This is a genomic window from Verrucomicrobiia bacterium (assembly GCA_026414565.1).
Lineage (GTDB): Bacteria > Verrucomicrobiota > Verrucomicrobiia > Limisphaerales > Fontisphaeraceae > Fontisphaera.
The window spans coordinates 1-15,213 of record JAOAIT010000027.1; the positions used below are offsets into that span (position 1 = coordinate 1).

A 15,213-nucleotide genomic window follows, 5' to 3' on the forward strand; every position below is an offset into this window, starting at 1 on the left:
TCAGGCAGCACATGGCCGCCGCCCGTTCAGTTTATTTTGATTACAACGCCGCCACACCGCTGGATGCCAGCGTCCTCGCGGCCATGCAGCCTTTCCTTGCGGAAATCTTCGCCAACCCTTCCAGCATCCATGCGCGGGGCAGGGAAGCCCGGGCGCATCTCGACGAAGCCCACGAGCGTCTGGCCGCCCTCCTCCATTGCAAACCCTCGGAAATCGTCTTCACCTCCGGTGGCACCGAGGCCAACAACCTCGCCATCCTGGGCACCGCCCGCGCCTTGAAATCCAAGGGCCGCCATCTCATCACCTCCCGCATCGAACACCACGCCGTCCTGGAGTGCTTCCAATTCCTCCAAAAACATGAGGGCTTCGACGTAACCTACATCCCGGCCCAACCCGATGGATGTGTCAGTCCTCAATCAGTCCGCCAAGCCATCACCCCCGGCACCATCCTGGTCTCCCTCATGGCCGCCAACAACGAAACCGGTGCCCTCCAGCCCGTGGCCGAAGTGGGCTCCTTCTGCCGCGAGCGCGGCATCCTCTTTCACACCGACGCCATCCAGTGGTTTGGAAAAATGCCTTTTTCCAGCATCCAAGACTTCCAGGCCGACCTGGTCTCCGGCTGCGCCCACAAATTGCACGGCCCCAAAGGCGCCGGCTTCCTCTACATCCGCTCCCCCCTGCATCCCTTGCCGCTCATCTTGGGTGGCCCCCAGGAAAACGAAATGCGCGCCGGCACAGAAAACCTCGCCCAAATCGTCGGCCTCGTTAAGGCTTTCGAACTCTTCGCCGCCTCCCCCATCTTCGACGCTCCCCAAATCCGCTCCTTGGTCCAGGAGCTGAAAGACGATCTGCTTAGCTTTCCCTCCGTCCGCCTCATTCAACCACCTCACTCACTCCCCAACACCCTCTCATTTACCGTTAAAGGAGCCTCCAGCCTCGAGCTTCTCGCCAATCTCGATCTCGAAGGCATCCAAGCCAGCGCCGGAGCAGCCTGCATGTCCGGTGCACTCCAGCCTTCCCACGTGCTCCTGGGCATGGGCTTTTCCAACGCCGAGGCCGCCTCGCTCGTCCGGCTCTCCCTCGGTCGCGAAAACACCCCGGAAGACGTGGCTCACTTCAAACAAGTCTTTCCCGCCGTCCTCCAACGGTGCATAACCTCTGGATAACCCCCCATAACCCCCCGGCACAGCCTGTGAATACCTCCAACAACCTCCCTTTTTCCCGGTTGCCCAATTTTGACCACGCAGTTATCCACGCCACTGAACCCGCCCAACCCCTTGATGGAAGCTTGACAGCAATAGTTGTTTGCCTTATCCACAGGCCTTAATACTAGTCTTTCAGTTTTACTAAGACATCAGCATATTAAGCCGCATGAAATTCAAGATCACCAAAGACAACCTGTTCAACGGACTGGCAGCCCTACAAGGGGTTGTGGGGCATCGCACCACTCTGCCCATTCTGTCGAATGTGCTGGTCCATGCGGATGCTGGTCGTCTGGATTTAACCGCCACGGATTTGGACGTTACCGTCACGCGCGTTGTCCCGGCTGATGTCCCCAAAAAAGGCCAGGTGACCCTCCCCGCCCGCCGCCTCTTCAGCCTGGTCCGCGAACTGGGCACCGGTGACATTGAATTCGATGTGGACGACCAATGCCGCTGCAACATGCGCGTCGGCGCCTCCTTCTACAAAATCCACGGCCTCTCCCCCGAAGAATTTCCGCCGCTCCCCAAATTCAAAGACGAACGCAAGGTGGTGCTCGACCAAAGCAAAGTCCTCACCATGCTCAAGCGCACCTCCTACGCCGCCTCCTTTGACGAAGCGCGCTACGTCCTCAACGGCATCAACTTCAGCCTCCGCGATCACAAAATGACCATGGTCGCCACCGACGGACGCCGCCTCGCGCTCGCCGAAGAAGAAGTGGACCTGCCAGAAGGCATGCAGGCCGATTTCACCATCCCCACCAAGGCCGTGAATGAACTCTCCCGGCTCCTGGGCCCGGAAGGGCAGGTGGAGATCATGAGCTCCGAAAACTACGCCGGCTTCACCCTCCGCGGCGAAGGCCAGCCTCCCACCAGCCTCTTCACCAAACTGGTGGACGGCATCTATCCCAACTACCGCCAGGTCATCCCCTCCGAAACCAAAATCCGCGTCCAGCTCCCGCGCGAAGAATTCCTCCACGCCCTCCGCCGCTCGGAGATCATGACCAGCGACAAACAAAACTCCGTCCGCCTGATCTTCGCCAACAACACCCTCATCATCACCGCCAACAGCCCCGAAGTCGGCGAAGGCGAAGAGCGGATCGCCGTCAACTACCAGGGCCAGCCCCTCTCCATCGCCTTCAACCCCCGCTTCCTGATCAGTCCCCTGGAAGCCCTGGAAGGCGAGGAAGAAATCTTCTTTGACTTCGTGGACGAGCTGGCCCCCGGCGTCATCCGCATCAAAGGCCCCTTCCTCTACGTCGTCATGCCCATGCGCCTCTCCTAGGCGCCCCCGCCAACAACAACAGCATCAGCGCCGGCCGGCGACCAGCCCGTCGCCGCCATCCTATCACCGCGCTGCTGCTTTCATTCAACAGCCCAAGCCTTGATCCCTGCCCGCCCTGCCACCCTCGTTTGACAAACCCCCGCACCGGAACTATCCTATGTTTGCGCCTATAAATTTTCTACTATGTCAGCCAAGCCGGCTTTTTTTGTTTTTTTCGGGATTTGCCTGCTGCCCCTTGGAATCAATGCCCAAATAAATCTTTCCAGAATTGCTGACTTCACCACCCCCGTCCCCCATGCCCCCGGCACAACCTTCAGAGAAATTGGCCAGCCCTTCCTCTACAACGGCCAGGTTCTCTTTTACGCCACCAATAATGCCGGCATGCCCGGCCTCTACCTCTACAACGGCAGTATGCTGGTGAAAATCGCCGACACCAACACCGCCTCGCCCGGCGGAGGCACGCTGCGGGACATCTCCTTCTATGCTTACTCGCTCGAAAACGGAGCGGCAGTGTTTGTGGCCTCCGACAACAACGGCCCCGCCATCTTCCACTGGACCAACCAAACCCTGACCCGCCTCGTAAAAAACGGCGACCCCATCCCCGGCGCCGGCACCAATCGCTTTAACTTCTTCGGCTTGCCGGCCCTCGATCAGGGCGTGCTCTACTTCCTCGGAGGCGGAGCCGACAACTACCGCGGCATACATCGCCTGGTGAACGGCGTGGTCAGCACCGGGCTGGTCAGCTCACTCGAGCTCTACCCCGGCACTGCCTCGCCGCACGGTTTCAGCGCCCAGTTCACCGTCGAAAGCAACCGCTTGGCGTTCTGGTCCTTAACCACCAATCAGAACGCCATCTTCACCTGGGCCAACGGCGTCAAAGACTTCCTCGTCTCGTCCAATCACACCATCCCCTCCACCAGCGAGAAATTTTCCACCTTCCAAAGCCCGCCCGACCTCCACCTGGGCCTGGTGGCCTTCAAGGGAGGCTCGGCCGCCAACTTCCAGGAAGGCATCTTCCTGCGCCGCTTCGACGGCGGCGACATCGTCCCCGTGGTCCGCCGCGGCGATCCCCACCCCGGCTTCTCCGGCTCCCTTACCACCTTCAATGAAATGGCCGTGGACAACGGCCGCGTTTGGTTTCAGGCCGGCGGCATCGGCGGCCAAAGCCTCTTCCTCTGGCAGAGCAATCGCTACTCCCGCATCATTTCCAGCGGCATGCGCCTTGACAGCACCCTCACCATCTCCTCCAGCGCCAGCTTCACCCTCAACCAAAACTGCGGTCACCAGGGCCTCCTGACCTTCGTCGCCCGCTTTTCCAACAACTCCAAGGCTCTCTATCTTGCCACCGAAACGCCCCCGCCCCCCTCCCGCCTTGCCCTCACCAACCTCGTCGGCACCAACACCCCCATCCCCGGCGGCTCCGGCAACTTCACCAGCGCTGACCGGCCCATGTTCTGGAGCGATGGCCTCGCCTTCATCGGCAACGGCGCCGGTGGGCAGTTCGGCGTTTACCTCTATCGCAACGGCCAGTTTTCCGTCCTCCTCAACACCTCCCTGAATTTCCCCGGCAGCACCAACACCTTCGCCGCCTTCGACCTGCTCGCGGCCGACACCTCCCGCCTGGTTATCCGCGCCCTCGGCGCCGGCGGCGAATGGGGACTCTTCATCCACGACGGCTCCAGCCTCACCAAAGTCGTGGACCACAACACCCCCATCCCCGGCGGCGCTTTCGGCAACTTCACCACCGCCCCGCGCGCCCAGTTGGTTGGCCCCCACCTCACCTTCAGCGCTTCGGGCACCAACAACTTCACCGGCATCTACGAGTTCAACGGCAACGCCATCAACCCCCTCCTCGACTCCACCTCCTTCTTCCCGGGCACTACCCAAAACCTGCGCATCCTCACTTTTGACCGCGCGGGCAGCCTCCTGAGCCTCATTGCCTACCCCGGCAACAACCCTTCCCAGATGGCCGTGCTCCTCGCCAGCAACCAGGTGCTCTCCCTCATCATCACCAACAGCGCCACCATCCCCGACCGCACCAACCGCGTTTTCGCCAGCCTCAACACCGTGGCCTTCTACGGCGGCGACCTCTACTTCAGCGCCCAGGCCTCCGGCACCGGCTTCTCCGGCAACTACCTCCTCAAAGTCCCCGCCGGCTCCCTCCTGCCCCAAACCGTGCTGGACGAAACCACCCTCTTCCCCGGCATCCCCGGCCAGGCCTCCCTCTCCGCTTTCGTCGTCGAGCCTTCAGGCCTTTACCTCAACGCCCTCAACGGCTCCCTGGTGGGCCTATACCGCTACACCCCCGGCGGCCTCGAACTCCTCTACCTCAACACCGCCCCCCAGGCGGGCGCCGCCATCCTCTCCATCTCCTTCAACCGCGGCAGCTTGAGCACCAACGGCTTGGCCTTCGGTGCCACCACCTCCCTCGGCCCCGTCCTTTACTACTCCCCTCCCGCCTCCACCGCCCCTGCCGGCGGCCGGTTCCTCCCCGGCAGCCTCGCCTACTCCCCCGGCGCCGGCTTCTGCCTCACCTTCGCCGACGCCACCCCCGGCGCGAACTACCGCCTGCAATACCGCACCCTCGAGCACGACGCCCTCTGGATCACCCTCACCAACTTCACCTACACCGCCCCTTACACCTACTGCGACCTCACCGCCACCAACCGGGCCCGCCTTTACCGCGTCCTCACCCCCTGAGCTGCCCGGGCCGCCCCACCAACCACAAAAACAAGCTTGCGCCGCGCGCGCGGGTGCATAAACTTGCCCCTCAGGACGCACCCCCTCCGGGTGCCCGGAACGGCGGGGGAGCCAAGTGGTAAGGCAGAGCTCTGCAAAAGCTCCATTCGTCGGTTCGATTCCGACCCTCGCCTCCAAAACCGATACGCATGGTGTTCTCGCCGCCAATGTCGCGCCCTTCCAACCGCCCCATTTGTCGCCCGGCCCTGCCCGCCCTCTTGGCGGCCTGCCTCGGGGCGGCCGCCGCCGCGGCAGACTCCACCGGCACCGTCCGGGTGGTGACCGCCTTCCCGGCCAACCGCGGCCCGGGGTGGAAGCAAACCATTGATGTGGCCGGCGCCGTCGGCCCCCGCCACGTGGTGGCCTTTGACGAGGGAGGATTCGTGGTGCAGGAAAAAGCCACCGGCCGCGAAGTCCAGCGGTTTGCGCCCCGCGAGTTCTGGCGCCGGGTGCAACCCGCCCACACCCTCGTGCCCCAGGCCGAGGCCAATGACCCGCGCATCCTCTATGACCCGCTCGCCGAGCGCTGGTATGCCTGCGCCGCCGGCACCACCGTGGCCGACTGTTTCCTGGCCGTCTCCACCAGCGCCGACCCCACCGGGCCGTGGAAGGGCGTTAAACTGCCCCTCCCGCCCATTGATCCCTACATGAAAATGGGGCTCGATAAACACGCGCTCTACATCTGCTCCTGCAACGGCGATCCCGACTGGCGCAAAGGCATGAACTGCTACGTCATCCCCAAGCAGGATGTCCTGGCGCCGGACGGCCCGCTGCTCCACCGGGCGCAGACCTTCACCGGCTTGATCTTCGCCCTCATGCCCGCGCTGGATTTGGACCCCCGCAAACCCCCGGAGGCGCCCCACGCGCTGCTAATCAATGAATTCAGCGAGGGCCTCTGCCGCCAATTGTTTCTCTACCGCCTCACCTGGTCCGCCGGCCGCGCCGCGCTGTCCGCCCCCCAAACCATTCCCCTCAGCCGCACCTATTACACCCCGGCGACCAACCTCGCCGTCCAGCCCGCGCCGGGCCCCCGCCTGCGCGCCGGCGGCGGCAACCGCCGCCTCGAGAGCGCCTTTGTTTTCCAGGGCAGCCTCTTCGGCTGCCACGGCGCCAAGCGCGCCCCGGATTCCCGCCCCGGCATCCTGTGGTATGAAATCCGCCTGCGCGACGGCGCGCTGCTCCAGGAGGGTTTCGTGGAAGATGCCCACAGCGACTATCTCCATCCCTCCCTGGCGGTGGACGCCCGGGGCAATCTGGGCCTGGGCTGCACCCGCACCTCCGAGACGGAATACCCCTCCGTCTATGTCCTGATGCGCGCGCCCACCGATCCGCCGCACACCCTGCGGCCTCCCGTCCTGGCCATGCGCGGCACCACCTGTTACCGCTACGGCGATTACCCCGCCATCAATTTGAGCCACTACAGCTCCACCTGTGTGGACCCGGTGGCGCCGGGCCGGCTGTGGACCTACCAGGCCTACGGCAACAGTCCGGTGGACAAACAATGGTGCACCGCCTGGGCGGCCTTCGAACTGGCCGCCCCCGAATAACCCCGCCCCGCAGGACGGGGCACGGCAGGGCAGGGCAGGGCAGGGGGCCTGCCTCTGCGGGAAGAAAAACCAAAATAAGATGACCCATATTCCCAGATACGCCCTACATACGTAGGACTCGACGCCGCCGAGCGGCTGCTGGCCGAACGCGGGGTGGATGCAGTGTCCTTCCGCGACATCACCGCCGCGGCAGGCGCCAACCTGGAAGCCATCAATTATCACTTCAGCAGCAAAGACCGGCTGCCAGAAGCCGTCTTCGAGCGGGGGCTAGGGCCCAGCGCGGCTGCCCGCCTGGACCCCATCGAAGCCCTCCGCCATAATAATTCGGCGGGGAGGACGGCACCTAGCGCAGTTTTTTATGCACCCAACGCCATTGCGTGTAGGCCCGCTCCATGCATTTGCTGAAAGCGGCATTGGTGCGCAGAAACGCAAAATTGCCCTCCGCCACGCGGTCACGGTATTCCTTGCAGTCAATCAACCAGCTCATCAGCATCCGACACCGAGCAGTCGCCAGGTAACTGAGCCTGGCAACATAATCCGCCTCCACACTCAGGCTCGTTCCATATTTCTCGGCCAAATCGGGGAGGTTGGATTCATTGAGCACTCCCTGGCATAGCAGCGCCCACAACAGCCCGCGGGCGCGGCTGATGTAGCTGTAACGGTTGGGTCCTTTTTCGACAATGTCGCTCATCAGGCGGCGGAGGCGGTAATGGATCTTGTAGCAGAGCACGATGTGCCGGGTGTCAGCCCGCAGGCGTGCCTCGTTGAAAGCCAGGTTGTAGATGCGATCTTCCTCAAAGACCTCGGAAATGCTGTTGGTTTTGTCCACCTCGCCATCGGTGACGAGAAAGGTTTGCGCCAGCAAGCGGATTTGAATGGGCTTGCTTTCCGTGATGCCTTCGTCATCGAGATCATCCAAAGCTTCAAACGCGTTTTCCTGGCGCTCGTAAAAGATGCCCAAATCTTCTTTGAATTTCTCCTGCAACTGAAGCTGAATCATGTCATTGGCTCGCAGGTTCCATGGTTCGACCGGATTCTGCCGGTTGTTGTTGATGGTGACGCCCGTAATAAAATCGGCGGTGGCCTTGGTGATGATTTTACACAGCACGCGCACTTCTTCCATGGCCGCCTGCCGTTGCTTAAGCAGAGGGTTCTCAACATTGTTCCTCATGAAATCATCGAAAGTGGTCACGGTTTGAGCGCCGTTAAGCAGGCGGGGAGAGGTAATATGGCACTGCCCGTCCAGCTTTTCCAACTGCTCGGCGGCAAGCGTGATGCCGTTGTGGTTGAAGGCAAAAATCAACGGGGATTCGCCATCCATCGCAATTTGCTTGAAGGCGCGCATGAGTGCCCGGTTGACCGAGCGGTTCAGCCCCAGCCCATAACGGATGTTGCGTTCAAAAAAACGCGCTCCCATGTCGCGGTACATCGCATGCAGGTCCGTCAGACGTATAAACCCCACAAACATCTGCTCACCTCCGGGGCCGGGACGTTCGATCAAATCTGTGATAGGGATTTGATACACCCGCGCATGGGTGTGGTCTTCCACTGCGCCGATTTTGCCGGTAACCGAACGGAACTCGACCAGAAAACTGACCTGTCGGCCCTCGAAAAACTTGTCAATAAGGTATTTTTTGTTTTCCAAATCCTCGCGGAGATGATCAAGCAACGGGCTTTTGTCGGCTTCTGCGGGATCCCCAAGATAAATAAATCGCAGGCACACCTGCTTGATGGCTTCTCGGTTCTCCAGCATGCAACTGCGAAGTTGCAGGAGTATCTGATTCTTGGCGGGATTTGCTTTTTGCGGGTTAAGAAAGATCACCTCCATCCCCTCATCAATCAATCGTTGCATGGAGGCTTTGAATTGCGCGTGCGATTTGGTGTATTTAAACTGAAACAAATAGAGGTTCTTTCTTTCGGGATCAAAGTGGAATCCGTCCACCCCGTAATCATTTCCCCCAAAAGCCACCTGATTCAGGGCCTGCTCACGCGGCACCTTGTAATCACGCTCTAGCACCAGGAGCCCGAAGTAGTCTTCACGTCTCCCTCCGCAAGTGCTCTTCAGGTCGGAATAGGTTTGATCGAGCATCTTTTCGGTGATCATTCAGCAATCCTTTCTAGTTCCTCCCCCACATGGTTATGCAAGCTTTGCTGCGTCCCGAACATCCAGGAACCGGGCCAGGGCTTGGCCATGCCCCGCTTGGCTTTGCGGCCATGCCGGCGTAGCTTGCAGTCTGGTGGGTTGCACATGGGTTCATCGGCCCAACGCTGCACAGCAGCCAATGGGTAGTTTAGTGTGGCGCATTATCTAATGTAGCCTTGGTGGGGTCAAGTCCGTCAATTTCCCCCCGCCGCGCCCCTGCATTCCCCCCGGCGCATCGCCCGCTTGCCCCCGGCGGCGCAGGCGCGTAAGATGCCGGCATGATCTACCGCACGCTCCTCCCGCTCGTCCTCGCGCTGGCTTGCATAGCATGGCACTTGGACTCATTTGCGCGAGACTGTCTAGTTGATGCGAATGGCGGACGCCGAATGGTGTGCCGGGCGGACGTTTGCGTTCTCGGAGGGAATCCAGTCCCACCCAATTCGTCTCATCCCACCGCCTGTTGGTCCCCGCGTGGCGGCATACGCCACGTCCGGCAACTTGAATAAGATTTATGTCCTGGGAAGACCCTAACTTCATCACCCTGTCCGACCTCTATTTGGCCTACCGGAAGGCCAAAGTTGACGTGTATTACGAAAAGGTTAACATCGCCGGAGTCCCCTTTTGCAAATACGAGGTCAATCTGGATCGCAATCTCCGTTCCCTCCTCAAACAGTTGAGTTCCGACCGGCCGGCTTGGATGACTAACACCAACTTTATCGGTTCACACTCTTACATTCCGAAATCCATTGAACCAGACCCAAGACTTATGGCGGACACGAGCTGTCCTCACTTTTTCAGCTCCGACGCGGACAAGCGGTGGGACTGGTGGTGCCAACAGAACAAAGATAAGCCGGAGGCCTCATTCCGTTTAGTCGGCCAACACCCAGTGGACTTCCACATCGTTTCGACCCTCTGGATTATGAAGGTGGGCCAATATTACGATGCCTGCCTAGGGGTGGAGGCAAAAGGTTCACGCCTTCGGCGCTATACGGAAGTCGAGAATGACCTGCCGCCTGATCGAATACCGGAATTGAATCCGTATGCAACAGGTTGTTTTCGCCCATATGCGGTGGATTACAAAAACTGGCGGTCTAGCGGCCTGGCTGCTATTCGTAAGTCTTTGGAAAACAAAGAGTCGGTTGTCGCCATCACAATGGACATCCGGCAGTTCTATCACCGGGTTTGCCCTGAGTTTCTGCTTGATCCTGATTTTCTGGATGAGGCGAAACTGAAACTTTCCGCGGACCAGAAGACTTTCACCCGTCAAATGATCACAGCCTTGGCAACCTGGGCGCAGTCATCTGGACAGCCTGAAACCAGCCAGCGCCCCATTGGGCTGCCGGTTGGCCTGACAGCCTCGAAAGTTATCGCCAACGTCGCGCTCCTGGCTTTCGACCGTGCCGTTAAGCGAGAGCTCAGCCCAATCTACTATGGGCGTTACGTGGACGACGTGTTTCTAGTCATCCGGGACACCGGGGAATTTTCATCAAGTTCCGCTTTGGGTCAGTTCATCGTCGATCGTCTCAGGGGTCTGCTCCGGAAGGCTGATACGGGAAACTCTTACCGGTTCGTGCCTGTGTATGACAAAGAACGCAGCCTTATGGAGTTTGCGGAGGCCAAACAGAAGATGTTTTTGCTGTCCGGGCAGGCTGGACTCGATTTGCTGGATGGCATCGAGCAGCAGGTGAACGATGCGTCCAGCGAATGGCGGATGCTCGCGGATTTACCGGACGATGAAGGTGAATTGCTAAAAAACATTTTGTGCCCCGGTCGAGACGCCAGTGCTGCCGTGGACAATCTCCGCAAAGCCGACGGTGTCAGCGTTCGCCGATTGGAGTTTTCTCTCGTGCTGCGGAATTTGGAAGCCATTGAGCGCGACTTGCCCCCGAGCGCCTGGAAGAAACAGCGGAAGGCTTTCTTCGACGTGGTTTTCAACCATATTCTCACAATTCCGGGGGTGTTTGATTTCTTTCCATTTTTGACCCGCCTCCTTGGATTGTCGGTCGCCTGCGGGGAATTCGACATCGCCGTAAAACTGGTTCGCAGGTTCCAGCAGGTCATGAGGCACATGAAGCAAACGACGCGCTTTGAACCGACTAATGCGGTTGCTTCCTGCCTTGAATACACAGCACGCGCTTTTGCCTTGAGCGTACTTCAAGCTCTTGGCCCGTCTCCGAACGTCAAAAAAAGCCTCTGGCGTTTGTGGAAGGCACTGGATGCACTGGCGGACGGCCGACTGGCGATGACCAAAAGCGAGATTTCATCTGCAGCATTTCAACTCTGGCTTCATGATCTTGGGAGGCAGAGCTACCGGGAGAGCCTCATGAAGCGCGGCACCCTTGCCGCGCAGGCCCGCGTAAAGTTCCCGCCAATTAAAATTGATGTAGTGGCGAAACGGAAACTGCGCGTCGCTGAAATCGAGGCATTTATTGAGGCTGCGCAACCCTTGTTGAAGCGCACTCCATTCCTGGGGGCCTTGGTATTCCCCACCCGCCCATTCTCCCCTGCCGAGATCACACAACTCATCCCCGAATCGCTTAATAAACCGCAAATATTGTGGCGGTTCGTGAAGGCGTTGAGGGGGCTGGCCATCAGTCCACCGCCTGGCAATGGCACGGGCCAGAAAACCATTCAGGGTGACCGCCCAATCCGCTTGCCAGTTGAAAACGCACCTGCAAAACCGCTCGTTGCTTTGCCTTGCCTGCTGACCCACTTGGGAAGCTGGAGGGCATCCGTTCGCGGTCAGATCGACCCTGACAAAAGAAGGTATTTTAGGATCAACCGGTTGGTTAACGATATTTTGCGACACCCCAAGAAGCCCCACTACATTATTTTTCCAGAGCTGTCCATTCCTAGGAACTGGTTTGGGCGGATTGCCTATAAGCTGGCCAAGAGTGGGATTTCAGTAATCGCCGGACTTGAGTATGAGCACCACGGCCATAGCCTCGTCTCGAATCAGGTGTGGGCCTCCCTCGTGACCGACGTTCTGGGATACCGCTCGAGCGTCATATACTGGCAAGAAAAAGAGGAAGCCGCTCTGCACGAAGAAAGAGAGTTGTGGCAGCAGGCCCGTCTGCGGCTCGCTCCAATGGGGGCGATTCAGAAGCCTGTGATTCAACATGGGCTCTGTGCTTTTGGCCTTCTGGTGTGCAGCGAGCTTACGGACATGCAGAACCGGTTGCGTTTCCGTGGGAATGTTGACGCCATCTTCGTCGCCGAGTGGAATCAAGATACCAAGACGTTTGCGTCTTTGGTCGAGGCTGCCGCCTTGGATGTCCATTGCTACGTAGTTCAGGTCAACAATCGTGCCTACGGTGATTGCCGCATCAGAGCGCCAGCAAAAGAGGATCACAACCGGGACCTGGTGCGCCTCAAGGGGGGGGTAACCGACTACTTTGTTGTTGGTGAATTGGATGTGCCCGCATTGCGAGAGTTTCAGTCACAGGCGCGGTCACCTGATAAACCTTTTAAGCCGGTGCCTTCCGGGTTTGAATTGGCGCCTTTTCGTCAAAGTCCCCCGTCATTGAATGGGTAAAATACAAGAACAGGCATTGCGAATCCTCATTGAAACAGTGATAAACGCCCCAAAGTCGTAGTCAAGACTTCTCGCAACGGGCGCTTGGATGCCTGGATTCGACACTACTTTTGAGCAAAGCTTCAATCTTTTTCTTCTAGCGGGAAAATAGGCCTAAATAATTGAGTCGCCATTGCATCAAGGACGGTCTCAGTACTGCTCGGAAACAACGGGTTAAGGAAGGCCACATCGAGGACAGCCCACGAATTGAACAGCAAGCGCAGGACGTTGGCGACACATGAGACATTACCCACACAATTACAAGGCGATGCTTCTGAAGTTAAATAGAAGCTCATCCAAACCCTAAGGCAAGCCGTAGCGGCCGCCTTCAGCGCAAAATACAAGGCCGCTCCAGGGGTAAAGATGCGGCTCATTGCGGAATCCGTGGCATGAATAATAATGAGTTTTCCGCCAAAGCACCGGCCACTCCAGCCAGCGCCATGGCTCTGCTTCTAGATGTTGTGATAGATCGGCTACTTGACAAGGGACCGATCATCGCATTTGACAACCCAAATCAAGGCACCTACAGCTCTTACTGAAAGCACCTGGGAAGGAGCATCAACGAGATTGATGAAGGCGCAAAGCCTTCAGGTCATCAGGCTTAATGATAGAGGCTCCGTATGGACGGGCCATTCCGCTCTTCGAGATTGCCCCTTGTAGTTTCCTTGCCCCGTTCAACCGGGTCATCTTAAATTAAAGTCAGCGCAAGAATTGGGTTAACCTCCTGCCGCCGTGGGCGTGATCTTCGGCTTCGTCCCGGCCTGCAAAGCCGCCCGCCTGGACCCCATCGAAGCCCTCCGCCAAGAATAATCCACGGGCGGCCCGTCCCCCCGCCGCGCCCCTGCATTCCCCCCGGCGCATCGCCCGCTTGCCCCCGGCGGCGCACGCGCGTAAGATGCCGGCATGATCTACCGCACGCTCCTCCCGCTCGTCCTCGCGCTGGCCGGGACACTGGCCGCGCAAACCCCCACCAAAGATTTCCGTCAGGAAACCCCCGCCGAGCGCGACGCCCGCATGGCCTGGTTCCGCGAGGCCCGCTTCGGCATGTTCATCCACTGGGGCGTTTACGCCGTGCCCGCCGGCGAATGGCAGGGCAAAACCCACTACGGCGAATGGTTTCTGGAGGAAACCAAAATGCCGGTCTCCCAGTACGAGCAATTCGCGCAGCAGTTCAACCCCGTGAAATTCGACGCCCGCCAATGGGTCCGCATGGCCAAAGAGGCCGGCATGCGCTACCTCGTCATCACCAGCAAGCACCACGACGGCTTCGGCCTCTTTCGCTCCGAGCTTACCGACTGGTGCATCAAGCGCACCCCCTTCCCGCGCGATCCGCTGCAGGAACTGGCCGCGGCCTGCAAAGACGCGGGCCTCGTGCTCTGCTTCTACTATTCCATCATGGACTGGCACCACCCCGACTGGGGCACGCGCCGCAAATATCATGACCTCGCCACCGGCACGCCCGACATGGACCGCTACGTGGCCTTCATGAAAGGCCAGCTCAAGGAACTCCTCACCCGCTACGGCCCCATCGGCATCTTGTGGTTCGACGGCGAATGGGAAAGCCCCTGGACCCACGAGCGCGGCGTGGACCTTTACAACTACGTGCGCAGCCTGCAACCCCGCATCATCGTCAACAACCGCGTCGGCAAGGGCCGCGCCGGCATGAGCGGCATGGACCAGGGCCAGGGCGTCGGCGATTACGGCACCCCCGAGCAGGAAATCCCCCCCACCGGCTTCGGCCCCGGCGTGGACTGGGAATCGTGCATGACCATGAACAACCATTGGGGCTACAACAAACACGATCAAAACTGGAAATCCACCCGCACCCTCCTCCGCAACCTGATTGACTGCGCCAGCAAAGGCGGCAACTACCTCCTCAACATCGGCCCCACCGCCGAGGGCACCTTCCCGGAACCCTGCGTGCAACGCCTCGCCGAGATGGGCGCCTGGATGAAGCTCAACGGCGAGGCCATTTACGGCACCACCGCCAGCCCCTTCAAAAAACTCCCCTGGGGCCGCTGCACCCAAAAACCCGGCAAGCTCTACCTGCACGTCTTCGACTGGCCCAACGACGGCCGCCTGCTGGTGCCCCTCGCCAATCAAGTCACCCGCGCCTACCTCCTGGCCCACCGCCAAACCGCCCTGGCCGTCGCCCCCGGCCCGGCAGACACCGGCGGCCTGCTGGTGAGCGTGCCCGCCGCCGCACCCGATCCCCACGCCTCGGTCGTGGTGCTCGAAATCACCGGCCCGCCGCAGGTCACCGCCCTGGCCCCTCCCCTCACCCAGGCGGCCGACGGCACCCTCACCCTGAAAGCCGACGACGCCGAAATTGTCGGCCGCACCGCCCGGCTCGAGACCAAGGCCGGCGGCGTGCCCAACATCGGCTTTTGGACCAACCCCCAGGACCGCGTGGAATGGACGGCCAAAATCACCCGGCCCGGCGCCTTCGCCGTCGAGCTGCACTACGCCTGCGCCCCCAACAACGGCGGCCAGTTCGCCCTCACCGCCGGCAACCAAAAACTGGAGGCCACCGTCGCGCCCACCCAGGATTGGACCGATTTTGTCACCACCCGCATCGGCCGCCTCACCCTCGAAACCGCCGGCCCCGTCACCTTCACCCTCCAGCCCCTCAAAAAACAGGGCCAAGCCCTCATGAACCTCCGCGCCGTCAAACTCATCCCCCTCCCCTAACCCCCCCGAGCGGGCAAAGGTACGGCAGGCATCAC

General features: G+C 60.2%; 8 protein-coding genes and 1 tRNA gene. 8 read left to right on the forward strand and 1 reads right to left on the reverse strand.

Annotated features, from left to right (window positions below; all coding sequences use genetic code 11):
• The 6 genes from N3J91_06325 to N3J91_06350 form a co-directional block, all read left to right on the forward strand.
• The coding region (locus N3J91_06325) for a cysteine desulfurase (protein ID MCX8156044.1) at window positions 1-1,166 on the forward strand (1,166 nt) is incomplete at its 5' end.
• Window positions 1,167-1,371: 205 nt separating this feature from the next.
• The gene (gene dnaN, locus N3J91_06330) at window positions 1,372-2,484 is read left to right on the forward strand and encodes a DNA polymerase III subunit beta (protein ID MCX8156045.1); all 1,113 of its coding nucleotides are present in this window, start codon (window positions 1,372-1,374) and stop codon (window positions 2,482-2,484) included.
• Between the two features lie 183 nt (window positions 2,485-2,667).
• Window positions 2,668-5,184, forward strand: a complete 2,517-nt coding sequence (locus tag N3J91_06335) for a hypothetical protein (protein ID MCX8156046.1) — start codon at window positions 2,668-2,670, stop codon at window positions 5,182-5,184.
• A 101-nt stretch (window positions 5,185-5,285) separates the two neighbouring features.
• Window positions 5,286-5,360, forward strand: a tRNA-Cys gene (locus N3J91_06340).
• 30 nt (window positions 5,361-5,390) lie between these two features.
• Window positions 5,391-6,770, forward strand: a complete 1,380-nt coding sequence (locus tag N3J91_06345; protein ID MCX8156047.1) for a hypothetical protein — start codon at window positions 5,391-5,393, stop codon at window positions 6,768-6,770.
• A gap of 96 nt (window positions 6,771-6,866) precedes the next feature.
• Entirely contained in the window at window positions 6,867-7,175 is a 309-nt protein-coding gene (locus N3J91_06350) for a TetR/AcrR family transcriptional regulator (protein ID MCX8156048.1), read from the forward strand.
• On the opposite strand, the gene N3J91_06355 is transcribed toward N3J91_06350, so the two are convergent.
• Window positions 7,114-8,874, reverse strand: a complete 1,761-nt coding sequence (locus tag N3J91_06355) for an AIPR family protein (GenBank protein MCX8156049.1) — start codon at window positions 8,872-8,874, stop codon at window positions 7,114-7,116. The two genes, N3J91_06350 and N3J91_06355, sit on opposite strands and share 62 nt — an antisense overlap.
• Before the next feature lie 550 nt (window positions 8,875-9,424).
• Between N3J91_06355 and N3J91_06360 the strand changes: the two genes are divergently transcribed.
• Window positions 9,425-12,448: an RNA-directed DNA polymerase gene (locus tag N3J91_06360; protein MCX8156050.1), complete on the forward strand. Its 3,024-nt coding sequence runs from the start codon at window positions 9,425-9,427 to the stop codon at window positions 12,446-12,448.
• Between the two features lie 942 nt (window positions 12,449-13,390).
• Window positions 13,391-15,178 (forward strand): alpha-L-fucosidase, encoded by a 1,788-nt coding sequence (locus N3J91_06365; protein MCX8156051.1) that lies wholly within the window; start codon window positions 13,391-13,393, stop codon window positions 15,176-15,178.
• Window positions 15,179-15,213: the final 35 nt, after the last annotated feature.

Bases quoted from the DNA above. Each gene is read 5' to 3' on its own strand.
- N3J91_06345 (MCX8156047.1), top strand. From the start codon at position 5,391: ATGTCGCGCCCTTCCAACCGCCCCATTTGTCGCCCGGCCCTGCCCGCC.
- dnaN (MCX8156045.1), top strand. From the start codon at position 1,372: ATGAAATTCAAGATCACCAAAGACAACCTGTTCAACGGACTGGCAGCC.
- N3J91_06355 (MCX8156049.1), bottom strand. From the start codon at position 8,874: ATGATCACCGAAAAGATGCTCGATCAAACCTATTCCGACCTGAAGAGC.
- N3J91_06360 (MCX8156050.1), top strand. From the start codon at position 9,425: ATGTCCTGGGAAGACCCTAACTTCATCACCCTGTCCGACCTCTATTTG.
- N3J91_06335 (MCX8156046.1), top strand. From the start codon at position 2,668: ATGTCAGCCAAGCCGGCTTTTTTTGTTTTTTTCGGGATTTGCCTGCTG.
- N3J91_06365 (MCX8156051.1), top strand. From the start codon at position 13,391: ATGATCTACCGCACGCTCCTCCCGCTCGTCCTCGCGCTGGCCGGGACA.